General features: G+C 59.0%; 21 protein-coding genes. 10 read left to right on the top strand and 11 right to left on the bottom strand.

The window, feature by feature from the left end:
• Window positions 1-6: 6 nt before the first annotated feature.
• Entirely contained in the window at window positions 7-2,640 is a 2,634-nt protein-coding gene (gene mutS, locus ACFO5Q_RS01905; RefSeq protein ID WP_068148593.1) for a DNA mismatch repair protein MutS, read from the bottom strand.
• 278 nt (window positions 2,641-2,918) lie between these two features.
• Between mutS and ACFO5Q_RS01900 the strand changes: the two genes are divergently transcribed.
• Entirely contained in the window at window positions 2,919-5,225 is a 2,307-nt protein-coding gene (locus tag ACFO5Q_RS01900) for an NADP-dependent malic enzyme (protein WP_068148036.1), read from the top strand.
• A gap of 34 nt (window positions 5,226-5,259) precedes the next feature.
• Here ACFO5Q_RS01900 and ACFO5Q_RS01895 read toward each other — a convergent pair whose 3' ends face one another.
• Entirely contained in the window at window positions 5,260-6,675 is a 1,416-nt protein-coding gene (locus tag ACFO5Q_RS01895; protein WP_068148033.1) for a sigma-54-dependent transcriptional regulator, read from the bottom strand.
• Window positions 6,676-6,914: 239 nt separating this feature from the next.
• Here ACFO5Q_RS01895 and ACFO5Q_RS01890 point away from each other — a divergent pair, with 239 nt between their 5' ends.
• From ACFO5Q_RS01890 to truA, 5 genes are all read left to right on the top strand, one after another.
• Complete coding sequence (locus ACFO5Q_RS01890; protein WP_068148030.1) at window positions 6,915-7,274, top strand: PilZ domain-containing protein; 360 nt, start codon at window positions 6,915-6,917, stop codon at window positions 7,272-7,274.
• A 57-nt stretch (window positions 7,275-7,331) separates the two neighbouring features.
• Window positions 7,332-7,673: a DUF1491 family protein gene (locus ACFO5Q_RS01885; RefSeq protein ID WP_156431963.1), complete on the top strand. Its 342-nt coding sequence runs from the start codon at window positions 7,332-7,334 to the stop codon at window positions 7,671-7,673.
• Between the two features lie 89 nt (window positions 7,674-7,762).
• Complete coding sequence (gene def / locus ACFO5Q_RS01880; protein WP_068148025.1) at window positions 7,763-8,281, top strand: peptide deformylase; 519 nt, start codon at window positions 7,763-7,765, stop codon at window positions 8,279-8,281.
• Between the two features lie 13 nt (window positions 8,282-8,294).
• Window positions 8,295-9,209, top strand: a complete 915-nt coding sequence (gene fmt / locus ACFO5Q_RS01875; RefSeq protein ID WP_068148022.1) for a methionyl-tRNA formyltransferase — start codon at window positions 8,295-8,297, stop codon at window positions 9,207-9,209.
• A 9-nt stretch (window positions 9,210-9,218) separates the two neighbouring features.
• A complete protein-coding gene (truA, locus tag ACFO5Q_RS01870) occupies window positions 9,219-9,962 on the top strand; it encodes a tRNA pseudouridine(38-40) synthase TruA (protein WP_068148019.1) in 744 nt (247 codons plus the stop codon).
• Here truA and ACFO5Q_RS01865 read toward each other — a convergent pair.
• From ACFO5Q_RS01865 to ACFO5Q_RS01830, 8 genes are all read right to left on the bottom strand, one after another.
• Window positions 9,959-10,750, bottom strand: coding sequence for a CPBP family intramembrane glutamic endopeptidase (locus tag ACFO5Q_RS01865; protein ID WP_068148014.1), 792 nt, complete (start codon window positions 10,748-10,750; stop codon window positions 9,959-9,961). The genes truA and ACFO5Q_RS01865 overlap by 4 nt on opposite strands.
• A 134-nt stretch (window positions 10,751-10,884) precedes the next feature.
• A complete protein-coding gene (gene ptsN, locus ACFO5Q_RS01860; RefSeq protein WP_068148011.1) occupies window positions 10,885-11,346 on the bottom strand; it encodes a PTS IIA-like nitrogen regulatory protein PtsN in 462 nt (153 codons plus the stop codon).
• A 74-nt stretch (window positions 11,347-11,420) separates the two neighbouring features.
• Entirely contained in the window at window positions 11,421-12,005 is a 585-nt protein-coding gene (gene hpf / locus ACFO5Q_RS01855; protein ID WP_068148009.1) for a ribosome hibernation-promoting factor, HPF/YfiA family, read from the bottom strand.
• Window positions 12,006-12,310: 305 nt separating this feature from the next.
• On the bottom strand, window positions 12,311-13,894 hold the full coding sequence (rpoN, locus tag ACFO5Q_RS01850) for an RNA polymerase factor sigma-54 (RefSeq protein ID WP_068148006.1): 1,584 nt from the start codon (window positions 13,892-13,894) through the stop codon (window positions 12,311-12,313).
• 11 nt (window positions 13,895-13,905) lie between these two features.
• Window positions 13,906-14,685, bottom strand: coding sequence for an LPS export ABC transporter ATP-binding protein (lptB, locus tag ACFO5Q_RS01845; protein ID WP_068148003.1), 780 nt, complete (start codon window positions 14,683-14,685; stop codon window positions 13,906-13,908).
• Window positions 14,686-14,889: 204 nt separating this feature from the next.
• Window positions 14,890-15,417 (bottom strand): LptA/OstA family protein, encoded by a 528-nt coding sequence (locus tag ACFO5Q_RS01840; RefSeq protein WP_068148000.1) that lies wholly within the window; start codon window positions 15,415-15,417, stop codon window positions 14,890-14,892.
• Window positions 15,414-16,142 carry a hypothetical protein gene (locus ACFO5Q_RS01835; RefSeq protein WP_068147997.1) on the bottom strand — a complete coding sequence of 243 codons (729 nt, stop codon included), beginning with the start codon at window positions 16,140-16,142 and terminating at the stop codon, window positions 15,414-15,416. The genes ACFO5Q_RS01840 and ACFO5Q_RS01835 overlap by 4 nt, the downstream gene beginning before the upstream one ends.
• A gap of 17 nt (window positions 16,143-16,159) precedes the next feature.
• Complete coding sequence (locus ACFO5Q_RS01830; protein WP_068147994.1) at window positions 16,160-16,771, bottom strand: ribonuclease D; 612 nt, start codon at window positions 16,769-16,771, stop codon at window positions 16,160-16,162.
• A gap of 262 nt (window positions 16,772-17,033) precedes the next feature.
• On the opposite strand from ACFO5Q_RS01830, the gene ACFO5Q_RS01825 reads away from it, so the two are divergent.
• Both ACFO5Q_RS01825 and ACFO5Q_RS01820 read left to right on the top strand, forming a co-directional pair.
• Window positions 17,034-17,825, top strand: coding sequence for a thioesterase family protein (locus ACFO5Q_RS01825; protein WP_197421087.1), 792 nt, complete (start codon window positions 17,034-17,036; stop codon window positions 17,823-17,825).
• Between the two features lie 89 nt (window positions 17,826-17,914).
• Window positions 17,915-18,883: an oxidoreductase gene (locus tag ACFO5Q_RS01820; RefSeq protein WP_068147990.1), complete on the top strand. Its 969-nt coding sequence runs from the start codon at window positions 17,915-17,917 to the stop codon at window positions 18,881-18,883.
• 3 nt (window positions 18,884-18,886) lie between these two features.
• On the opposite strand, the gene ACFO5Q_RS01815 is transcribed toward ACFO5Q_RS01820, so the two are convergent.
• Window positions 18,887-20,005, bottom strand: coding sequence for a THUMP domain-containing class I SAM-dependent RNA methyltransferase (locus tag ACFO5Q_RS01815; protein ID WP_068147987.1), 1,119 nt, complete (start codon window positions 20,003-20,005; stop codon window positions 18,887-18,889).
• Between the two features lie 391 nt (window positions 20,006-20,396).
• Here ACFO5Q_RS01815 and istA point away from each other — a divergent pair, with 391 nt between their 5' ends.
• Both istA and istB read left to right on the top strand, forming a co-directional pair.
• Window positions 20,397-21,893, top strand: a complete 1,497-nt coding sequence (gene istA / locus ACFO5Q_RS01810) for an IS21 family transposase (RefSeq protein ID WP_380084283.1) — start codon at window positions 20,397-20,399, stop codon at window positions 21,891-21,893.
• Window positions 21,890-22,648, top strand: coding sequence for an IS21-like element helper ATPase IstB (gene istB / locus ACFO5Q_RS01805; protein WP_380084279.1), 759 nt, complete (start codon window positions 21,890-21,892; stop codon window positions 22,646-22,648). Before istA ends, istB begins: the two co-directional genes overlap by 4 nt.
• Window positions 22,649-22,743: the final 95 nt, after the last annotated feature.

Genomic DNA, 22,743 nt, shown 5'->3' with positions numbered 1-22,743 from the left:
TAAACGTCAGTCTTGAGGCAACATGTCCTTCAGGGCGTATATCAGGTCGAGCGCTTCTTTTGGCGTCAGCTGGTCCGGGTTTATATCGGTCAGCTTTTCCTCGAGTTCCGACGGCCCACTTGGTGCCGGTGCATGGTAAGATGGTGTAGATTGGAAAAGCGGCAAATCATTGACGAGCCCTGTGGACTTGTCGCCCTTGTCGCTGTTTTCCAGATGATCAAGAACCTGGCGCGCGCGCTCAATCACGCGGGGCGGAAGGCCAGCCAGCTTGGCAACCTGAATACCGTAGGACCGGTCAGCGGCGCCTGAGCCAACTTCGTGCAAAAAGACAACTTCGCCTTTCCATTCCCGCACCTTCATGGACCGCAGCGATACGGCATCAAGGGTTTCCTTGAGCGCTGTCAGCTCATGATAGTGGGTGGCGAAAAGGGCGCGAGACTGGTTGATGTTATGCAGGTTCTCTACGGCGGCCCAGGCGATCGACAGGCCGTCATAGGTGGCTGTGCCGCGCCCGATCTCGTCCAAAATCACCATCGACCGTGGCCCCGCCTGGTTTAGGATCGCGGCGGTTTCGACCATTTCAACCATGAAGGTGGAGCGGCCATGGGCCAGATCGTCTGAGGCGCCAACGCGGCTAAAGAGCCGGTCCACAACGCCCACATGGGCGCGGTCGGCAGGCACGAAAGCGCCCATCTGCGCCAGCACCGCGATTAGCGCGTTTTGCCGAAGGAAGGTACTTTTACCCGCCATGTTGGGGCCGGTAATCAGCCACAGGCGGTCGTCCGGGCCCAGGTCACAGTCATTGGCGACGAACGGTGTATCGTTCTCTGCCCGAAGTGCCTTTTCCACCACAGGGTGACGCCCGCCGGTGACCTCAAACGCCAGGCTGTCATCCACCTCAGGGCGGGTCCAGCGTTCGTTTTCCGCGAGTGTTGCAAGAGCAGCGGCCACATCAAGGTTCGCCAGCGCTTCAGCCGCGACCGAGATATCGCCTGCTTTTTCCAGCACTGCTGTCACAAGCGCGCCAAAGAGCTCCTGCTCCAGCGCCAGCGCCCGGTCGCCCGCTTCAGATATCTTGCCTGCAAGCTTCGAAAGCTCAGAGGTTGAAAAGCGGACCGAATTCGCCAGCGTCTGGCGGTGGATGAAGGTTTCATTCAGTGGCGCGGATAACAGCTTTTCGGAATGCTTGGCCGTTACGTCCACATGATAGCCAATGACATTATTATGCTTGATCTTGAGCGAGTTCACTTCCGTCAGCGCCTGATAGTCAGCCTCAAGCCCGGCGATCAAGCGGCGGCTTTCGTCCTTCAGCATCCGGTATTCGTCCAGCGCTTCATTGTAGGCTGGCCGGATAAAGCCGCCGTCGCGGGTGATCAGCGGCGGCTCGTCAACAAGCGCGCGTTCAAGCTCCGTGATCAGGGCTTCATGTTCGCCAAGGTCGCTGACTGCGTCGGCCACCAGCTCCGCCATATCTTCAAGTGCGCCCTTGGGGGCCGTCAGATAATGCTCAATGGTGCGGGCGGCCTCAAGGCCCACCCGGATGGCCATCAGGTCGCGCGGGCCGCCGCGGCCAAGCGAGAGACGCGCCAGCGCGCGCTCCATATCCGGCGCGGCTTTAAGTGCGGTGCGCAGGTCCGTGCGCAGGCTTGGGCGCTCCAGCATATATTCAACGGCGTCGAGGCGCTCGTTGATGCGTATCGGGTCCGTGAGCGGTGCGGACAGGCGTTTGGTCAGGAGCCGTGCGCCCGCGCCCGTGAGCGTGCAGTCGATCACGGACAGGAGGCTGCCTGACGTTTCGCCATTTTGCGTGCGCGTTAGCTCCAGGCTGCGGCGCGTGGCGGCATCGATCATCATCGTGCCGTCGGCGGACAGGCGCTTGGGCGGATAAAGCCGCGGCATCTTGCCCTTTTGCGTGTCGTCCAGATAGTCAACGAGCGCGCCAGCCGCCGCCAGGTCCGCGCGGGTCAGCGAGGCGAAGCCGTCCAGCGTGGCGACATCGAAAATGTCCTCAAGGCGGCGCGCGCCGAAACTGCTGTCGAAGCTGCCCGCATTCAAGGGGCTGATGACGCTGCGCCAGTCAAACAGCGCGCGGCCGATCTTGTCGTCATCCATCAGGCCTTCAGGGATGATAATCTCGCCCGGATTGAGGCGCGCGAGGTCAGCGTCCAGCCGTCCGACCTTGGTGGGCAGGATGAAAAAGTCACCGGTGGAGATTTCAACAACTGCGAGCGAGAAATCAGTCTGCGCGCGGCCGAGCGACACCAGATAGTTGCTTGACCGGGCGTCCAGCAGGTTTTCTTCCGTGATGGTGCCGGGGGTGACAAGCCGCACGACCTCGCGCCGTACCACGGATTTTGAGCCCCGCTTCTTGGCTTCTGCCGGGTCTTCGGTTTGCTCGCACACTGCCACCTTGAAGGACTTGCGGATCAGGCGGGAGAGGTACATTTCGGATGAATGCACAGGCACCCCACACATGGGGATATCTTCGCCGTCGTGCTTGCCGCGTTTCGTCAGCGTGATATCAAGCGCACCAGCGGCTTTTTCTGCGTCTTCGAAGAAGAGTTCATAGAAGTCGCCCATGCGGTAAAACAGCAGGCAATCGGGATAGTTGGACTTAATCTCGAGGAATTGAGCCATCATGGGGGTCACGCCGGGGGCCTTGGCCGCTCGCGCCCACTTGTTTTCTGCGCCATTTTGATATTTTGTTTCTTTTTGGGCGTCAGATGACAAATTTTCTTCTGTTTCAGGGCCCAAAACAGCGCGTCCTTCCATTTTTTTAACTAACTCCCGGTTAACTTCCCGATTTCAATTGTCAGCCGCTTTATGCCATAGTATGCCGCATAGCATAAAACGCTTTTAGAGCATTCTGGCCCGGACTGCTACCATAAGACATCAGTCATAAGAACAAAGGATTCCCCATGCCGAGTAATTCATCCAAATTTACGGATGCGGAGGCCCTCAGGTTCCATTCCGCCGGTCGCCCCGGCAAGCTTGAAATCACCCCGTCAAAGCCAATGGCGACCCAGCGCGACCTGTCGCTCGCGTACAGCCCCGGCGTTGCGGTGCCGGTGAAAGCGATCGCGGAAGATATCGACACGGCATATGACTATACCACCAAAGGCAATCTGGTGGGGGTGATCTCGAACGGAACAGCCATCCTGGGGCTTGGGAACCTGGGTGCAGCGGCCTCGAAGCCTGTGATGGAAGGGAAGTCGGTTCTTTTCAAGCGCTTTGCGGACGTGGACAGCATCGACCTTGAGGTGGACAGCGAAGACATTGACGAGTTCGTCAACTGCGTGAAGCTGCTGGGTCCATCCTTCGGCGGCATCAACCTTGAGGACATCGCAGCCCCTGAATGCTTCATCATCGAACAGCGCTTGCGCGAACTGATGGACATTCCAGTGTTCCATGATGACCAGCACGGCACGGCGATCATTACCGCCGCCGGCTTTATCAACGCGCTCGACCTGACGGGGCGTGAACTCAAAGATACCAAGGTTGTTGCATTGGGTGCGGGCGCTGCCTGCATCGCCTGTATCGAACTTATCAAGGCCATGGGCCTGCCGCATGAAAATGTGACCATGGTTGACCGCACGGGCGTGATCTACGCTGGCCGCACTGAAGGCATGAACCAGTGGAAATCGGCGCATGCGATTGAGACCGACGCGCGCACGCTTGAAGAGGCCCTTGTGGGCGCGGATGCGGTGATCGGCCTGGCGGCTGCGGGCGCGATCAGTAAAGAGATGGTCAAGAAGATGGCCGACAAGCCGATCATCTTTGCCATGGCAAACCCTGACCCTGAGATTACGCCGGAGGACGCGCGCGAAGCACGCCCTGACGCCATCATAGCCACCGGCCGGTCGGACTATCCGAACCAGGTGAATAATGTTCTTGGTTTCCCCTATATCTTCCGCGGCGCACTGGATGTGCGGGCCCGCACCATCAATGAAGAAATGAAAATTGCGGCGGCGACTGCGCTTGCGGAACTGGCGCGCGAAGACGTGCCGGAAGAAGTGGCCGCAGCCTATGGCGGCAAGCAGCCGCATTATGGCCCGGACTATATCATCCCGGCACCGTTCGACCCGCGCCTTATCCGCCGTATTCCGGTGAAGGTGGCGCAGGCCGCGATGGACACAGGCGTGGCCAGAAAGCCGATTGAGGACATGGAAGCTTACGAGCAGGAGCTCAGCGCCCGGCTTGATCCGACAGCCGATACGCTGTCGACCATGTTCGAAGACCTCAAGCGCCGCGAGCCAAAACGCATCGTGTTTGCGGAAGCAGAGGAAGAAAAGGTTCTGCGCGCGGCTGTGGGCTTTAAGAACGCAGGCTACGGTATCCCGATCCTTGTGGGCTATGAGGCGCCGATCCGCGAGAAGCTGCGTGAAATGGGCGTGGACGACGACCAGTTTGAAATCTGGAATGCGGCCAATACCAAGCGCACCAGCGACTATATCGATTATATCTATGAGCGGCTGAACCGCCGGGGTTTCCTGCTCAGGGACGTGCAGCGCCTGGTGAAGCGGGACAGGAACGTTTTCTCCGCCTGCATGGTGGCGACGGGAGATGCGGACGGCATGATCACGGGCGTGACGCGCCACTATTGGCGGGCGCTCAAGAACATCCGCCGGGTGATTGACCCGATCCCGGGCCACCGCCCGTTCGGTATGTCGATTGTCGTGACCAAAGGCCGCACCGTCTTCATGGCAGACACCACGGTGAACGAACGTCCGAACGCAGAAGAACTGGCAGATATCGCGGAAAGCGCGGCCTATTTTGTGAAAAGGCTTGGCCACGAACCACGCATCGCGTTCCTTTCTTTCTCAAACTTCGGCAACCCGCCGTCTGACAAGACCCAGCATATCCAGAAGGCTGTGAGCATTCTGGATGAGCGCGATGTGGACTTCGAATATGACGGCGAAATGCAGGCGGATGTGGCCCTGAACCGGGACCTGATGGAACAATATCCGTTCATGCGCCTCTCGGGCCCGGCGAACGTTCTGGTGATGCCGGCGCTCCATAGCGCCAACATCGGTTACAAGCTGCTGACCGAGCTTGGCGGCGCGCGCATTATCGGTCCGATGCTTCTGGGCATGGAACATTCCATCCAGGTGGCGCGCATGACGGCCAGTGCATCCGACCTTGTGAATATGGCCGGTCTTGCGGCCAGTACGGCCTTCGCGCTGGAGCAGGCGCGGGAAGAGCTGGGCCACGAGGACGCTGAATAAGCGCCGAATAAGGGCTGAATAGACGCGGGGGCGGTTAGTCCGCCTCCCATTCCTTGAGCTTGCGGTAAAGCGTGGAGGGGTTTACCTCAAGCCGCTTGGCTGCAAGCCTGACTTTCCCACCACAAATCTCAATCGCCCGTTCGATGATCCGGCGTTCGGCTGCTGCAAGCGGCTCTATGGCGCCCGTGGATGTCATGCCGTCAGGCAAGATTGGGCTGGCTGGTTGCCTCAGCGCCTGCCTGCGTGTCGGGCCCATCAGCCGGTCAAGCATCTCACCCGTCAGTTCTGGGCCCTCGTTCAGTACGACAGCGCTTTGGATCACATTGCCCAGTTCCCGCACGTTGCCGGGCCAGCTGTGGGCCAGCAGACGGTTTTCCGCGTCCGCCCTGATACCCGTGAATTCCTTGCCCTCTTCCTTGGCGAAACTTTCCAGCATATGGCGTGCGATGATCAGTACGTCCTGGTCCCGTTCCGCAAGTGGCGGCAGGTGAATGGGAACCACATGAAGCCGGTAGTAAAGGTCTTCCCGGAAGCGCCCGGCCTCCACCTCTTCCCAAGGTGTGCGGTTGGTGGCGCAAACAAAACGCACATTCACCTGGATGGGGGTGTTGCTGCCCACAGGCACCACTTCACCTGTCTGGATGAAGCGCAGTAACTTGGCTTGGAGATCCAGCGGCATCTCACAGATTTCGTCCAGGAACAGCGTGCCGCCGTCTGCCGCCACGGCTGCACCTTCCCGGTCTGACGTGGCGCCGGTGAAGGCGCCTTTCTTGTGGCCGAAAATCTCGCTTTCGATCAGGTTCGACGGGATGGCCGCACAGTTTAGGGCCACAAAGCGCCGGTCTTTCCTGGGGCTTTGGTTGTGGATCGATTCGGCGCACAGTTCCTTGCCCGTGCCCGACTGGCCCATGATGAAGACAGACGCCTTCGATGACGCGCAGTCTTCGATCATATGATAGACCGCCTGCATGGCCGGGCTGACGCCGATAAAGCGGCCGAATTTCTTCTTCTGGCCGCCGGCATATTGCTGCACCAGGCCTGCGAGGCGCGTGATCTCAAGGTTGTTGTTAACGGTAGTTACCAGCCGTTCGGCTGCAAAGGGTTTCAGCAGGAAGTCGGACGCCCCTTCCTGCATGGCCTCAACAGCGACCTTCACCGACCCATGAGCGGTGATCACGATGGTGCGCGCGCTGTTGTTTTCCGCATTGAGCTTCTTGAGGATATCAAGTCCGTCCATGTCAGGCAGGCGCAAATCCAGAAGGATAATCGCGGGCTTTGACTTGCTGATTGCCTCAAGCGCCGCAGCCCCGGTTTCGGCAATGATGGCGTCCATGCCTGCACGGCGCAGATATTCGCGATAGGTCAGCGCCAGCGTCGGGCTGTCCTCAACGATCAAGATCGGAGGCTGGTCCGCAGCCCCAGCTGTTTCAGACAATTCCTTTGACGCCATAGAGCGCTCCTTACCCCCCGGTTCTCTATTGGTACCGAATGGCGTACCCATAAACAAGCATCTCCTTGCACCACCACCCGTATGGGTTCTTCGGGTGGGCGCTTCGGGGCAATTTAGGAAAATTCTATGGATTTGGTCATTTTTGGTTTACCGGTTAAGGCTATAGTCTGAATGCGGAATTGTGGTAGCATACCTGTGCAAACCTGCAGGTATCGTTCATTGGTGGCGTGGCGCAAGACGTGGCAAAAGACACTTTGAATAAGACGGCAGAGGCTGAAGAGGCCCAAGCCGAAGGATTGGACAGCCGGCGCTTTAAACGTCGGTCCGTGCTTTGGCCTGCCAAAATCAGGGTGGGCAAGCATGAGCTTTCCTGCCAGATATGGAACCTGTCGCTCGGCGGTGCCCGGGTACGGGTGGACCTGCCGCTTCAGGACGGTGTCGAGATTGAGCTGGTCATGACCGGTCGCGGTGAAATCCCGGCAACGGTTGCCTGGGCCAAGGGTGAGCTTCTGGGGGTCGCCTTCAATGTGGGCCCGGATGTGATCAAGCGCATGTTCGAAGACCGCCTGCACGTGCTTGGTCTCAGTGAAGACGATTAAGTCACCCTCTTTTCTTCTCCCTTGACCGGGCTGCGCTCCTTGGCGCATATCCTTTCCATGACTGCACGCCTTTCAACAAAGTTTTGGATTGATGCCCATCTGCGCACTTGTTTTGGCGCAGACATGCCGTCTTTTGTGGTTGCCAAGGGCGATGCGGAGCGCGGCGGGGTTATCCTGAAGGTAAACCGCTTCAAGGACGGTGTGCTCCTTTTCGAGCAGTCTCTGGATTTCGACGGCAATCGCATCTGGCGGCGCTTGGGTGCGGCTGAAGGCCAGGATGAACAGGCGGCGGATGCGCTTATCGCCAAGAAACGCGGTTTCGACCCGGACCTCTGGGTGATCGAGATTGAAGACAGCACCAGCAAATATGTGCCTGATGCCCCGATTTCGGAGTTTTAGGCCGCTTTCAGCTTGACGGAGAAGGGCGCCAACCATAGGTAAAGCCCATAAGAAAAGTACTGAGTATTGATCCTTTAAGGAAACCGAGCATGTCGAAACTGCAAATCGTGAATGTGCCAGACCCGCTTCTGAAAACCCTGTCTGACCCTGTCGGTCAGGTGGATGACGACCTGCGGCGCCTGATGGACGACATGCTGGAGACCATGTATGACGCGCCGGGCATTGGCCTGGCTGCCATTCAGGTAGCGGTACCGAAGCGGGTGATTGTTCTGGATACCGAAGGGGATGAGGAAGATCGCCAGCCGATTTTCCTGGTGAACCCGGAGATTACCTGGGAGTCGCCAGAATTCAATGTTTATAATGAAGGCTGCCTGTCGGTGCCCGAGCATTATGCCGAGGTGGAGCGCCCGGCAGCCGTGAAGGTTAAATACCTGGACTATGACGGCAAAGAGCAGCATGAGCTGATGGAAGGTCTGATGGCCACCTGCGTGCAGCATGAGATCGACCACCTGAACGGTGTTGTATTCATTGATTATCTGTCGCGCCTGAAGCGCAATATGATCATCAAGAAAGTCCAGAAGGCAACCAAGGACACCAAGGTCCTTTAAGGGAGAGCTTCCCATGCGCATTGCCTTTATGGGCACCCCCGATTTCGCCCTGCCAACCTTGAAGGCGCTTGCAGCCTCCTCACATGACGTGGTGGCTGTCTATAGCCAGCCGCCTGCCCCCGCCGGGCGCGGCAAGAAAGAGCGGCCGTCGCCCGTTCATGCCTGGGCGGAAAGTCAGGGCATTCCGGTCTATACACCGAAGTCGATGCGCGACACGGCTACGCAGGCAGAGTTCGCCGCGCTTGGTCTCGATGTTGCGGTTGTCGTGGCATATGGCCAGATATTGCCGCAGGCGGTGCTGGACGCGCCAAAGCATGGCTGCGTCAACGTGCACGCGAGCCTTTTGCCGCGCTGGCGCGGGGCCGCGCCCATCCACCGGGCGGTTATGGCAGGGGACGAAAAGACCGGCGTTTGCATCATGCAGATGGAAGCCGGGCTTGATACGGGTCCCGTGCTGATGCGCGCGGAAACCGACATCGCGCCGAATGACACGACGCTGAGCCTGCATGACAGGCTGGCGGCCATGGGCGGCGAGCTGATCGTGGAGGCGATCGAGGGCCTGGCTGACGGGTCGCACACGGCGGAGCCGCAGACGGAAGAAGGCGTGACCTACGCCCACAAGATCGACAAGGCCGAAGCCAAGGTGGACTGGACTTTGGGCGCGGACGCGGTTGACCGGCAGGTGCGCGGCCTGTTTCCCTTCCCCGGGGCCTGGACCATGGTGGATGGCGAGCGGCTGAAAATCCTTGCGGGAAGCGTGGAAGATGCTTCGGGTGACGCGGGTACGGCCCTTGATGACAGGCTTCTGGTCGCGTGCGGCCAGGGTGCTTACAGGATCGACCGTGGTCAGCGTGCGGGTAAGGCGGCAATGGACCGCGAAGAATTGCTGCGCGGTTTCAGCGTGCCCAAGGGCACGCGGTTCGACTGAGGAGCCATCATGCAGCGCTTCAAGCTGACAATTGAATATGATGGCCGCCCCTTTGTGGGTTGGCAGCGTCAGGACAATGGTGCGTCAGTGCAGGCCACCATTGAGGATGCGATCAAAAAATTCGCGCCGAATGAAAATGTCCGGGTGACCGGTTCGGGCCGGACAGACGCGGGCGTGCATGCGTTGGGGCAGATCGCCCATTTTGATCTTGAGCGTGAGATGACACCGGATCAGGTTCAAGGGGCGCTGAACTACCATATGCAGCCCAGGAACACGGTCGCTATTGTGAAGGTTGAGGCTGTGGATGCTGAGTTCAATGCCCGTTTTGACGCCCTCAAGCGTCACTATGTGTACCGCATTGCCAACCGTCGCGCGCCGCTCACGTTCGATGCTGGTCTCAAGTGGCATGTGAAAACGCCGCTGGACGCCGATGCCATGCACGAGGCGGCGCAGGTTCTAGTAGGCCAGCACGACTTTACCACCTTCCGGCATGTGGCTTGCCAGGCGAAAAGCCCGATCAAGACCATGGACTATCTGACGGTTGAGCGCGAAGGCGACGAGGTGCGGCTGCTTGCTGGCGCAAGGTCGTTCCTCCATCACCAGATCAGGTCCATCATAGGCACGCTGAAGCTGGTGGGCGAAGGCAACTGGACAAAGGATGACGTGAAGGCGGCACTTGAGGCGCGTGACCGCCAGGCGCTTGGGCTCAATGCCCCGCCGGACGGTCTTTATTTCAAGCGCGTAGAGTATTAGGCAGAAGCGCCCACGAGCGCTCGCTGTTCTTTTCTGAGCTGCCACACGCCCGGCAGGGCCGACACCAGCAAAATTACCACCGTCGCCACAATATATCCTTCCAGCGAGCCTTCAGCCTGGATGGCGCCCGGCACCAGGTCGCTGTTCATCGAGCCCGCCAGATTGATGGCGGTGTGCACCATGACTGCTGGCCAGATGCTACGGCAGAATACGGTCATGCCCGCGAACCCGATGCCCAGCAGGGTGGCATAGACAGTCTGGCTGACGGTATCCAGCACAGGCGCGTGCACGAGATTGATCAGGTGCAGAAGGCCGAAGATGGCGCCTTGGGTGACGGCCGCTAGAAGCAAGCCGTTCTTGCGCTGGCGCCACGCTGTGGCCAGCAGGCAGAAACACACACCCCGCAGCAGGAGTTCCTCAAATAGCCCGACCGAGAGGTTATAGCCCAGCCAGCCGGCTGTGGCGGTGGGTGTGAAAGCAAGTTTCGACCAGTTCACGCCCAGAAGGTTGATGCCAACGATGGCAAGCATGGGCAGGGGGGCAATCCACCAACGCCTGCGCCATGGCCGCCGCGTGAGGCCCGCGTCCCACGCCCAGTTCATTTTCCAAAGGAGATAAGCTGCGGCGATTGCGGCCAGCAGGCGGGTTGAGGTTTTAGCGATCAGTTTCAGCTCAGGCTGGCTGCCCAACAGATAGGGAATGCCAAGGACAAGCAGCAAGCTGATGGCGATCAGGCATGCCGATCCGACGACTGGTCGCTTCAGAAGGAAGGTTTTCAGGTTGTTCATTGGGGTCTCGCTGTCTCTATATTTTTCTAGCTCTGAAAGCAGATATAGAGGACAGCGATACCAGTCCCAAGAGCACCGCGTGCCTGGGGGTGATGTTTGCAGCAAGATCGTGATACGCCCTGTTGGGCGAGGGCTCAGGCAGCGTTGCTGGCAGGTTGGGCGAGCATGGCATAAAGCGCGCTGTCGTCCGATGTCGCCCGCAGCTTCTTCAGTGTGGCTTCGTCGCGCAACAGGCGCGACACACGGGCAAGCGCCTTCAGGTGATCTGCGCCCGCGTCTGTGGGCGCGAGCAGCATGAAGACGATGTCTACCGGCTGGTCATCAACGGAATCAAAGTCAATCGGGCTCGCGAGCCGCGCGAACAGCCCCTTGATCTCGTCCAGGCCTTCGACGCGGGCGTGCGGAATGGCCACACCTTTACCAACGCCGGTGCTGCCCAGTTTTTCGCGTTCGAGAAGCTTGTCGAATACAAGACGGCTATCCACCCCGGCAAAGTCAGCGAGCTTGCGGGACAGGGATTGCAATGTCTGTTTCTTGCTTGATGCTTTGAAGTCACCAAGTACGTTCTCTGCTGAAAGCAGATCTTCGATCTCCATGATCTCTCTCTCATCCGGGCCCACAAGCGGCGGGCCCGGTTTACCCTCTTGTCAGTTTCCAACCTGTTTACGCGTTAGGCGGCACTTGGGCTGATCCACCCGATGTTGCCATCCGGCCTACGGTAAACCACGTCCAGCGTATCGCCCTTGCGATTACGGAACATGAAGACGCTGGCATCGGCCAAGTCCATCAACATCACGGCGTCCCGCACACTCACGTGGGGGATCTCTTTCTTGTTCTCCGCAATGATTAACGGTTGGCTTTCGGCGCTATCGCCGTTCAGCATGCCCTCGGCATCTTCTTCTTCCGGCGCGAGTATCAGGTCGCTTGCGACCTCTACTGCAATCTCGCGCTGTGGTACGTGGTGGTGGTTCTTAAGGCGTCGTTTGTATCGACGCAACTGTTTTTCTATTTTATCGGCTGCAAGTTCGAATGCAGCATAGGGGTCATCCGCTTCCGCGTGGGCCTGCATATTGATGCCCTGGTTGGCGTGAAGCGATACATCAACTCGGTATAAGTGTCCTTCTTTGACAAAAGTGGCGTTTGCATCAATGGTGCGGCTAAAGAACTTTTCTGCGACAGTTTCGAGGCGTTCTTCGACATGCTGGGTCAGAGATTCACCAACATTCATTTTCCGTCCAGTAACATTGATATCCATAGGAGCCAATCATCCTTTCTCAGGTAGCCGGGGAGGCTACCGCTACTATACCACGGGCCGTCGCGGCCCGGCTGCGGCGTTGAGTTCCAGCGTCTGTCCCCGTCCGACACTGGCACCGCTTTCCACCCATTGCGGCTGGAAGTTTCAGCCTACCACAAAAGATGGTTTAAGTGTGGTTAATCCACCTTGATTTGTGTCAAATTTTTGAATCTCCACAAGTTTTTATGTGTGGATCAACGGCCGGTTTTGCAAGGGCTGAAAACGACTCAGCATGCGGTTTTCCAAGGGGCTGTCCTTGCGGCTTTCTAGCTGCCCATGTTTTTCAGGCGGCGGCGCTGAACGGAAGATGGGATCTTCATGGCTTCGCGGTACTTTGCAACCGTGCGGCGTGCGATGTCGATGCCCTCAGCCTTCATCATGATCACCAGCTTGTCGTCGGACAGAATCTTCTTCGGATCCTCGTCGTCGATCAGCTCCTTGAGACGGAATTTGACCGACTCGGACGAATGCGCATCACCGCCATCGCCCGCGGAAATTGCCGATGTGAAGAAATATTTCAGCTCGAACATGCCGCGTGGGCAGGACATGAACTTGTTGTTGGTTACGCGTGAGACGGTAGATTCGTGCATCTCGATCTCGTCGGCGATGTCCTTCAGCGTCAGCGGCTTCAGGAACCTGACACCATGCTCGAAAAACTGGCTCTGGGTTTTCACCAGCGCGGTCGCGACCTTGAGAATGGTTCGTGCCCGCTGATCCAGCGCTTTCACCAACCAGTTGGCGTTCGACAGGCAGTCGGAAACGAAAGCTTTGGCTTCCTTGCCGCCACCCACGTCGCCCAGTTCGGTCAGATACTGCTGGTTCACCAGCACCTTTGGCAGGGTATCGGTATTCAGCTCCACCACCCAGGTGCCAGCACGGCTTTTTTGCACGAAAATGTCAGGCACCACAGGCTGTACCGCCTGCCCGCCGTAAGCGAGGCCCGGTTTCGGGTTCAGCAGGCGGATTTCCTTGATCATGTCCGCCAGGTCGTTCTGGTCAACGCCGCAAAGCCGCTTCAAGGCCGCCATGTCGCGCTTGGCCAAAAGTTCCAGGTTTTCAACGAGCGCCTGCATCGCGGGGTCATACCGGTCCAACTCCTTGAGCTGGATTGCGAGACATTCGGACAGGCTACGGGCAAAGCAGCCTGAAGGTTCGAGGGTTTGCAGGGCCTCAAGAACCCGCTCGATGTCTTGCTTGGAGGCTCCCAGTTGTTCACCCACTTCACTCGCGTCGTCCGCATTCACATAGCCGGATTCGTCCACCAGGTCGATCAGGTGGGTCGCGATCAGCCGGTCTGCCGGTTCCTGCAGCAACACGGCCATCTGGCGCATCAGGAAATCATGCAGGTTTTCCTCGCCCTCAAGGGTTTGGTCCAGGCTGCGTTCGTCTGAGAAACCGCCGCCACCCTTGATGGCACCACCGCCTTCATAGGAAAGCGACCCGCTGCCGGCACCGCCTTCCTGGGGAACGCGGTCGGAGACTGCGTCGTTATTGTAGATGTTGGTCTCGAAGTTGGCGTCCAGTGCGCCGTCGGAACCCGATGACGTATCGAAATCGCTATCCATGCTTTTGTCGGCTGCAACGATGCCGTCGCTGCCGTCGCGGGCGTCGCCGCCTTCGCGCAAATTGGAGTCGCTGAAATCGCTCTCGCCGGGGTTGCCGCCTTCGTCGCCGCTGCCGCCCTCACCGGGCTCGCCCATTTCCAGAAGCGGGTTGCGCTCGACCTCGGTCGAGACATAGTCGGCCAGTTCCAGGTTGGAGAGTTGCAAAAGCTTGATCGCCTGCTGCAGCTGGGGAGTCATCACCAGCTGTTGACTTTGTCTGAGATCAAGTCTTGGCGTTAGCGCCACGTCTCCACCTCCTACAGGCTGAAGCTTTCGCCCAGGTACACCCGGCGGACATCCGGGTCTTTCAGGACGGCTTCTGCGTTGCCTTCAAACAGAACGTGACCTTCATAGATGATGTAGGCCCGATCGATGATATCTAGGGTCTCGCGCACGTTGTGATCTGTGATCAGCACGCCGATGCCGCGGTCTTTCAGGTGGGCCGTCAGCTCCCGAATATCGGCGATGGCAATCGGGTCGATGCCGGCGAACGGTTCGTCCAACAGCACGAAGCTGGGGCGCGCCGCCAGGGCCCGGGCAATCTCGCAGCGGCGGCGTTCACCGCCCGAAAGCGCAAGCGCAGGCGTGTTCCTGAGATGCGTGATCGAAAATTCTTCCAGCAGCTTGTCGAGCATCGCGTCGCGAAGCTTGCGGTCTGTCTCCACCACTTCAAGCACGGCACGGATATTGTCCTCCACGGTCATGCCGCGAAAAATCGATGTTTCCTGCGGCAGGTAACCGATGCCAAGCCGCGCCCGGCGGTACATGGGCAGGTGGGTGATCTCGGTGCCGTCCAGCATCACGCGGCCATGGTCTGGTGCGATCAGCCCGGTGATGGAATAGAAACAGGTGGTTTTGCCCGCGCCGTTGGGGCCCAGAAGCCCGACTACTTCGCCGCGGTGAACAGACAGGGACACATCGCGCAGGATCGGGCGGCCACTATAGGACTTTCCGATACCGTCGATGATAAGGCCTTCTGCAGTCCCGCCTGTCAGAGGGTGGGCGCTACCTGCCTTGATGTCTGTGTCTGCACTCATAAACTGCCTCTCGATGTGGCCCGAAACCCGGGCCATCCCCCATGCTTTGCTAAAGCCGACCTGGGTGTTGGCTCATTTCATGCATAAGCATTGTCAATAAATCATGAATAAGATGTTTACGCCAGCCCATTAGGTAGGAAAATTCCTAAAAGAGCGGGCAAAGAAATCTCTGTGAAACGTGACTTGAAATCCCGTTTGGCCGGGCTATTTGGGCTCGCCGTCTTTCTTCGGGGGCACATTGAAGGTGCCGCGTACGCGGCCTTCATTGCTTGCTTCCCCGTCCAGTTTTGCAAGGCCGGATACCAGGTCAAACTCCAAGCGTTCTCCGCGCAGGCTATTATCGCCCTGGGTGAAAACCACATTGCCACCGATGGTGACCAGGCGGCGGTCCACATCATATACGGCCCAGTCGCCAGACAGGGTCTCGGATTCTGATGTCAGGGTTACCTTGCCCTGGGCGTCAAGCCGGTCGATGCTGGGGTTCTCGATGCCGTCTTCGGTTTCGTAAAACACAGTCAAGGTGTCGGATGTCAGGGTCATCTTGCCCTGTTTTACATTCACGGCGCCGCGGAAAATGGCCCGGCCTTCGCGCTGTTTCATCTCAAGCCGTTCGGCTGAGATATCCAGCGGCTGGTAGGTATCATGATTCTTGAGAACCGATTGCGCCAGCGCACCGGGTGCACCAAGCAGCATTGTCGCCAGCATGGCGGCTTTGAAGGTTTTTGACATCATGATTTCGCCTCACTGTTTGCGGCTGGTGTTTCTTTGGTGCGGTCGCCTTTTGGGCGCTTAGGTGTGATGGAAAGTTTCACGCCGCCGTCAAACAGGCCTTCGCGCTCATCCACCAGAATTTCCATACGGCCGGCCTCTAGGGTACCAAGATCAGAGACCCCGGTGATGGAGCCTTGTCCGGTGGCTTTATGGCCCTTGAGGTCCACTTCCGCCCCGGCCATATCCAGGCGGTAGCCGTTCGATGTATTGACATGGACACCGCCCACAAGCGACAGCGTCCCTTCCTTCATGCGGTAAATGCCGGTGCGGGCCTCAACGGTCGCGGGCAGGCCGGGGTCCAGTTCCATTTCCGCGCGGATATCCGTCAGGCGTACGCGCGGGGCGCTTGGGTTTTCCTGCAGGCCGGACGCGGCCTCAACCCGGAAAAGCCGGTCAAGGCCGTCTGTACCGGCGTATGAAAGGTTGGTCATGCGGATCACGCCGTCCGATTTGGCGACCTCATCTTTCGACAGGGTGAAGCTCACTTCCGTTTCATTGAGGATGGGCCAGAGTAGCGTGATCCCGCCAAGCACAATGGCCAGGATGGGAAGCGCAATCCGCATGGTATGGATGAATTTGTCCCAAAAGGGGTTCGACGGCCCCATGACCACAGGCGACAAGGCGGCCATGGCTTCCTCGCGGGCCAGGCCGGGGCTTGTATAGTGATCGCGTGTGGCTTTGGTCACGAACCGCCCCCTATCCGTCAATGCGAGAAAATGTCCATGGGCTCGAAGCCCGCCAGGTCCATGTCGGCGCGGGTCGGCAGGAAGGCGAAGGCCGCCTGGGCCATCGCGGTTCGCCCTTCGCGCGCCAGCATCATGTCCAGCTTTTCTTTTGCCTTGTGCAGATACAGAACATCAGACGCCGCATATTCTTTCTGCGCGTCGGTGATGTCATCTGCGCCCCAGTCGCTTGACTGCTGCTGCTTATCCAGCTCCACACCCGCCAGTTCGCGGCACAGGTCCTTCAGGCCATGGCGGTCGGTGTAGGTGCGCGCCAGCTTGGAAGCGATCTTGGTGCAATAGATGGGCGCCGTGTCGACCCCCAGATAGTGCTTCATCACAGCCACATCAAAGCGGGCGAAATGGAAAATCTTCAGGACTTTCGGGTCAGCAAGCAGCGCTTTCAGGTTCGGCGCGTCGTAAGTGCCTTTCTTGAAGCGCACCAGATGGGCGTCGCCATCCCCGCTTGAAAGCTGCACCACACACAGCCGGTCCCTGTGCGGCAGAAGGCCCATGGTTTCGCTGTCGATGGCTACGGAAGACCCGAAATCCAGCCCGTCCGGCAGGTCGCCTTCGTAAAAGTGAATGGCCATATGCGCTCCTGAATATGGTGGTTGGTTGCCGGGGTGCCTTCATGGCGCCCTGCTGCCACCTTTTGTCATGTCATCTGCACATTATAAAGAGCCTTGTGGCAGAAAAAAGAACTATATGGCGGAAAGGTTTGAATGGGGTCGGGTATGGGTGCCATGCACGAATGAAAGCTTGCTCTATCACGATTGCGACATAGTTTCCTGTGCGTACGGCGCTATTGGCGCCCTGTGGGCGCGCGCGCAGCATTTTGTGAGGCTGAGACAGATGACAGACAGAACGCTGGCCGAAATATTGGCCGACATTGATAGCCCCGTTGCCACAACCCGGGTGTCGCCTGTGTGGATGCAGGGCCGGGCGGCCTTTGGCGGGCTTGGTGCGGCCATGGCGGCCAAGGGCATGCGCACGCTGCTGGCTGAGGAAAAGCCCATGCGGTCGCTGATGGTATCCTTCGTTGGCCCTATTCCGGCCGAAGATGTCACCGTGCGGTCAGAACTGCTGCGTGAGGGCAAGAATGTCACCCAGGCAACCGTGCGCATCATGGCGGGTGATGCCGTGTGCCTGCAGGCCGCCGCGGCCTTTGGCGACGCGCGCGACACCAAATCAGCTGCCCCCACGGCAGAGTTCAACGCGGAGCCGCGCGACAGTGTTCCCTCGGTCGAGGCCGTGCGCGCGCCTGTACCGCCCTTTATCAGCAATTTCGATGTTCACTGGACCGGCGGCGGCATTCCCATGTCCAACACCGGCGCCCGGCGGCTTGGGCAGTGGGTGCGTAACAAGACGGACATGAGCGTCTTCCCGCTGGAGAAGATTGTCGCCATCGCCGATATCCCGCCACCGATCATCCTGGCTCATTATGACCAGCGGGTGCTGGCCAGCTCGCTCAGTTGGTCGCTTGAATTTGTCCGCCCCGCGCATGAGGTGGCAAGCGACTGGTTCTATCTGGACTATGACCTGGACGCTGCCGCAGGCGGCTACTGCCAGCAGTCGGGCCGGATTTTCACGGAAGACGGCGACCTGGTGGCGCTTTCGCGTCAGTGCATGACCTATTTCGAATAATCGGCTCCGGTCACGAAAAGGTGGGCCGCCTTGCCTTGGGGCAAAGGCCCCTTACCTCATGTGGGAACAGATAATTAAGGGGACAGGATATGGCAGCCGAAGACCAGAAACCGATCGCGTCGGGATTTCACGCAAAATCAACAGCCGCGGAGGTGCTTGAAGGCATAGACCTCGCGGGCAAGAACGCCGTTGTGACCGGCGGCTATAGCGGCATCGGGCTTGAAATGGTGCGCGCGCTGGTGAATGCGGGTGCTGCTGTCACCGTGCCCGCCCGGCGGCCTGAGGCCGCGACTGAGGCGCTTGCGGGCACTTCCGGCGTGACGGTCGCGGCGATAGACCTGGCAGATATCGCCTCCGTCCGCGCCTTTGCCGCAGACTATGAAGCCACGGGCAAGCCGCTTCATATCCTGATCAATAATGCGGGCATCATGGCCTGCCCGGAAACCCGCGTGGGGCCGGGCTGGGAAGCCCAGTTCGGCGTCAATCACCTGGGGCATATGGCGCTCACAAAGGGGCTGTTGCCGGCGCTGAGGCGTGCGAACGGGGCGCGGGTCATTGCCCTTTCGTCCACGGCCCATATCTTCACAGATGTGCTCTGGGACGACATTCATTTCGAGCGCACCGAATACGATAAATGGAAAGCCTACGGCCAATCCAAAACAGCCGACGCCCTGTTCGCCAACGCGCTGGACCGGCGCGAGGCGGCAAACGGCATCCGCGCCTTTTCCGTGCACCCCGGCGGCATTTTCACGGACCTTCAGCGGTTCCTGCCAGATGAGGAAATGGTCGCGCTGGGGTGGAAAAACGCTGACGGCACGGTGCCTGAGCGCGTGAAGGCCATGTTCAAAACGCCTGAGCAGGGCGCATCGACAGCCGTATGGGCTGCGACAAGCCCGAAGCTTGACGGCATGGGCGGGCTGTATTGCGAAGACTGTGACATCGCCCAGCTTGGCACTGAGGATAGCCAGCGGTGGGAACATGTCCGCGCCTGGGCGTGTGATGAAGCGAACGCCGACATGCTGTGGGCGCTGAGCGAAGAGATGCTGGCTACTGTCTGATGGCTATTTGATTGGCGGTGTTTGGTAGAGCGTTACCGGGATGCCGCCATGGGAAAAGCGCGTCTTGGCTTTCTTGAACTTGAGGCCGGTAGCTCGCGCCAGCTCGTCATTGTTGGTGACAATGCCAACACGCCAGCCCTTGAAGTTTGCGGTGAGAGTCGCGCCAAGCGCCTGATACAGGTTCCGAAGCTTCTTCACCTCGCCGATCCGCATGCCGTAGGGCGGGTTGATGATCACGAGGCCCGGCTCACCCTCGGGCGCCACAAGCTCGCTGATGGTTTTTCGCTCGAAAGCGGTGATCGCCGCCACGCCCGCGCGGTCTGCGTTGGCCATGCTCATCTTGATGGCGCCACCATCGCGGTCAAAGCCGAAGAAACGGGCGCTGGTGTCAGCGGCACTCGGCAGCGCTTCCTTCAGGTTTACGAACGCCTCAAGATCAAACGTCGCCAGCTGCTCGAACGCGAAGGCCCGCGCCCGGCCCGGCACCATGCCTGTGGCCATTTCCGCGGCCTCAATCACAAAAGTGCCAGACCCGCACATGGGGTCCACCACCGGCTCATCGCCCTTAAAGCCGCAGTCGCGCAGCAGAAGCGCTGCCAGGTTTTCGCGCATGGGGGCCTTGTTCACGGCTTCCTTGTAGCCGCGCTTGTGCAGGCTTTCGCCGGAGGTATCGATGCTGATGGTGCACATATCATCAAAGATGCGCACCTTGATGCATACGCCTGCGTCCGGCGAAATCGTGCCGCCGAACTCGTCAACGATGGCAGTCTCGAACCGTTCCGCTGCTGCCTTATGGTGATAGATGCGGGACTTTTTGCAGGTCACTTCCACGCGCACCGGCACGTCAGGCCGCAGCGTGTCGCCCCACGGGAACTTGCGCGCGGCTTTATCCAGCTTGGCCAGGTGCATCACCCGGAAAGCGCCCAGCCGCACCAGCACATGGCTTGCGCCGCGCAGTAAAAGGTTGGCGCGCCACACGTCGGCCCAGCTGCCCATTACCGTCACGCCGCCCTTGTCCAGCTTCGCATCCACAAACCCGCACGCGCGCGCTTCATCACACAGCGCGGCTTCAAGGCCGGGCACGGTCACCAGAAAAATCTCAAGGGGCTCATTTTGCGTCATGCGTTATAGGTATCCTGTTTGGGCTGAGGCGTCGACTGTTTCGAGCCAGCTAACCCCGAAACGCAAAAACCCGCCTGACCGAAAACGGTAAAGGCGGGTTTTGAATGGTGCCCAGAAGAGGACTCGAACCTCCACGTCCATACGGACACTAGCACCTGAAGCTTATACCTAAGCTAGTACATAAATTTACGTAAATGTATATCAATCCTATTTAATTATATATATTAAATAGTTAGACTCTATCACAGGGTGTAACACCTGATGTAAATTTAGGTATGTTGTGTATAGGGCGGTGCAAAAGTGAACCACGGAAGCGGCGACAAAGTGTTGCTGCGGGCGGACTAAAAGTTTGCCAGTTTGAGGCTTTTCCATTTTCTGGGAGGGCCAGAGGATATTCACCGTGGACTTATACAGACGTGTCCGGCTTGCCTGCCATGTTGAGGGTTTGAGCCAGAGAGAAGCTTCGCGCCGTTTTGGCGTATCCCGAGCCAGCATATCGAAGATGCTGCACCATTCAGAGCCGCCGGGTTACCAGCGCACAGAACCGGTCAAGCGCCCAAAGCTCGACGGTTTTACAGAGATCATCGACACTATTCTTGAGGGTGACCGTCAGGTCGGGCGCAAGCAGCGCCATACAGCGAAACGGATCTTTGAGCGCCTGCGCTCTGAGTATGGCTTTGATGGCGGCTATACGATCATCAAGGATTATGTGCGGGAGCAGAAGCGTGTCAGCCGGGAAGTGTATGTCCCGCTCAGCCATACCCCGGGCCACGGTCAGGCGGACTTCGGCGAAGCCCAGGTGGTCATCGGCGGCGTCCAGCAGAAGGCACACTTTTTTGTGCTGGACCTACCGCACAGCGATGCCTGTTATGTCAGGGCCTATCCCCGGGCGACAACGGAAGCGTGGTTGGATGGCCATAACCACGCCTTTGCCTTCTTTGGCGCTGTGCCGCAGTCGATAGTGTACGACAACGATCGCTGCCTGGTAGCTCGGATCATGCCGGACGGCACGCGCAAGCGGACCGACAGCTTCTCGGCCTTTCTGTCCCACTATCTGGTAAAAGACCGCTATGGCCGTCCCGGCAAGGGCAACGACAAAGGCAAGGTTGAAGGCATGGTCGGCTATACTCGGCGCAACTTCATGGTCCCCATTCCGTCCTTCGCCAGCTTTGACGCCTTCAATGCATATCTGGAGGACGCTTGTATCAGGCGGCAGTCAGACATCCTGTCAGGGCACAAGGTGAGCATCGGGGACCGGCTGCAGGCTGATCTGGCGGCGATGCGCCCCTTACCTGCGACGCTCTTCGACGCCTGCCACAAGCAGGCCGGTCGGGTCACCTCCCTGTCTCTGGTGCGCTACAAGGGCAATGATTACTCGGTACCTGTTGCCTTTGCCCACCGGGAGGTCTGGGTCCGGGGCTATGTTGGCGAAGTGGTCATTGGCTGTGCTGGTGAGATCATCGCCCGTCATGAGCGCTCCTATGACGAGGCCGACATGGTCTTCAATCCATTGCATTACCTGCCGCTGATTGAGCGCAAGATCATGAGCCTTGACCAGGCAGCCCCGCTTGATGGCTGGGACCTGCCGGAAGAGATACACAAGCTGCGGCGGCTTCTGGAAGCCCGCATGGGCAAGGCCGGCAAGCGGGAATATGTCCAGGTGCTGCGGCTATTGGATACAGTGGATATGGCAACGCTCTCGGCGGCCGTGAAGGATGCCCTGAACCTGGGGGCTATTGGCTATGATGCAGTGAAGCATCTGGTATTGTGCCGGATTGAGCGCCGCCCGGCCCGGCTTGACCTGACACTTTACCCCTACCTCCCGAGGGCCAATGTGGGCACCACGTCGCCATCCACCTATATGTGCCTGGTGGGAGTTGCGTCATGAGTGAAGCACCACAGATACTGCTATCCCACCATCTGAAGAAGCTGCGTCTGCCCACCTTCCTCAGGGACTATGACAAGGTGGCCCGCCAGTGTGCGTCCGAAGGCGTTGACCATACCGGTTATCTTGCCAGGCTCACCGAGCTGGAACTGATCGACCGGGAAAGGCGGATGATCGAGCGGCGGATCAGACTGGCGAAGTTCCCGGCGGTCAAGAGCCTGGACAGCTTCGACTTCAAGGCCATTCCCGAGCTCAACAAGATGCTGGTGCTCTCGCTGGCGCGCTCAGAGTATGTGGACCGTCATGAGAATATCATCGCCCTTGGCCCCAGTGGCACCGGCAAGACCCATATTGCCCTTGGGCTGGGTCTGGCCGCCTGCCAGAAGGGCATCAGCGTCGGCTTCACCACGGCCAGCGCCCTGGTGCATGAACTGATGGAGGCGAGGGATGAGAAGTCCCTGCTGCGCTACAAGAAAAAGCTGGCCAAATACCGGCTGCTGATTGTTGACGAACTGGGCTTTGTGCCGCTCTCAAAGACCGGTGCCGAACTGTTGTTCGAGGTCTTCTCCGAGCGCTATGAGAGCGGTTCCACCATCATCACCAGCAACCTGCCGTTCGATGAATGGACGGAGACCTTCGGCTCGGAACGTCTCACCGGGGCACTCCTCGACCGGCTGACCCACCATGTTCACATCCTGGAGATGAACGGCGAAAGCTACCGTCTCACTCAAAGCCGGTCAAAAACACACCCAAAATAATCGCCCAGATAGAATAGCCGGGGGCATGCCCCCGGCTATCCTATCCATCATATCCAGAGTGGCTCACTTTTACGCCGCCCTCTGGCCTAATTTTA

Source organism: Kordiimonas lipolytica (assembly GCF_042651265.1).
GTDB lineage: Bacteria > Pseudomonadota > Alphaproteobacteria > Sphingomonadales > Kordiimonadaceae > Kordiimonas > Kordiimonas lipolytica.
Note: the sequence above shows the minus strand (reverse complement) of the source record. Positions and strands in the feature narration are given on the sequence as shown.

Excerpts from the sequence above, each read along its gene's own strand:
- truA (WP_068148019.1), top strand. The coding sequence starts at position 9,219 with ATGCAGCGCTTCAAGCTGACAATTGAATATGATGGCCGCCCCTTTGTG.
- hpf (WP_068148009.1), bottom strand. The coding sequence starts at position 12,005 with ATGGATATCAATGTTACTGGACGGAAAATGAATGTTGGTGAATCTCTG.
- ACFO5Q_RS01865 (WP_068148014.1), bottom strand. The coding sequence starts at position 10,750 with ATGAACAACCTGAAAACCTTCCTTCTGAAGCGACCAGTCGTCGGATCG.
- ACFO5Q_RS01820 (WP_068147990.1), top strand. The coding sequence starts at position 17,915 with ATGGCAGCCGAAGACCAGAAACCGATCGCGTCGGGATTTCACGCAAAA.
- ACFO5Q_RS01900 (WP_068148036.1), top strand. The coding sequence starts at position 2,919 with ATGCCGAGTAATTCATCCAAATTTACGGATGCGGAGGCCCTCAGGTTC.
- fmt (WP_068148022.1), top strand. The coding sequence starts at position 8,295 with ATGCGCATTGCCTTTATGGGCACCCCCGATTTCGCCCTGCCAACCTTG.
- ACFO5Q_RS01825 (WP_197421087.1), top strand. The coding sequence starts at position 17,034 with ATGACAGACAGAACGCTGGCCGAAATATTGGCCGACATTGATAGCCCC.
- ACFO5Q_RS01885 (WP_156431963.1), top strand. The coding sequence starts at position 7,332 with ATGACTGCACGCCTTTCAACAAAGTTTTGGATTGATGCCCATCTGCGC.
- ptsN (WP_068148011.1), bottom strand. The coding sequence starts at position 11,346 with ATGGAGATCGAAGATCTGCTTTCAGCAGAGAACGTACTTGGTGACTTC.
- def (WP_068148025.1), top strand. The coding sequence starts at position 7,763 with ATGTCGAAACTGCAAATCGTGAATGTGCCAGACCCGCTTCTGAAAACC.
- ACFO5Q_RS01840 (WP_068148000.1), bottom strand. The coding sequence starts at position 15,417 with ATGATGTCAAAAACCTTCAAAGCCGCCATGCTGGCGACAATGCTGCTT.
- lptB (WP_068148003.1), bottom strand. The coding sequence starts at position 14,685 with ATGAGTGCAGACACAGACATCAAGGCAGGTAGCGCCCACCCTCTGACA.
- ACFO5Q_RS01815 (WP_068147987.1), bottom strand. The coding sequence starts at position 20,005 with ATGACGCAAAATGAGCCCCTTGAGATTTTTCTGGTGACCGTGCCCGGC.
- mutS (WP_068148593.1), bottom strand. The coding sequence starts at position 2,640 with ATGATGGCTCAATTCCTCGAGATTAAGTCCAACTATCCCGATTGCCTG.
- istB (WP_380084279.1), top strand. The coding sequence starts at position 21,890 with ATGAGTGAAGCACCACAGATACTGCTATCCCACCATCTGAAGAAGCTG.
- ACFO5Q_RS01830 (WP_068147994.1), bottom strand. The coding sequence starts at position 16,771 with ATGGCCATTCACTTTTACGAAGGCGACCTGCCGGACGGGCTGGATTTC.
- ACFO5Q_RS01895 (WP_068148033.1), bottom strand. The coding sequence starts at position 6,675 with ATGGCGTCAAAGGAATTGTCTGAAACAGCTGGGGCTGCGGACCAGCCT.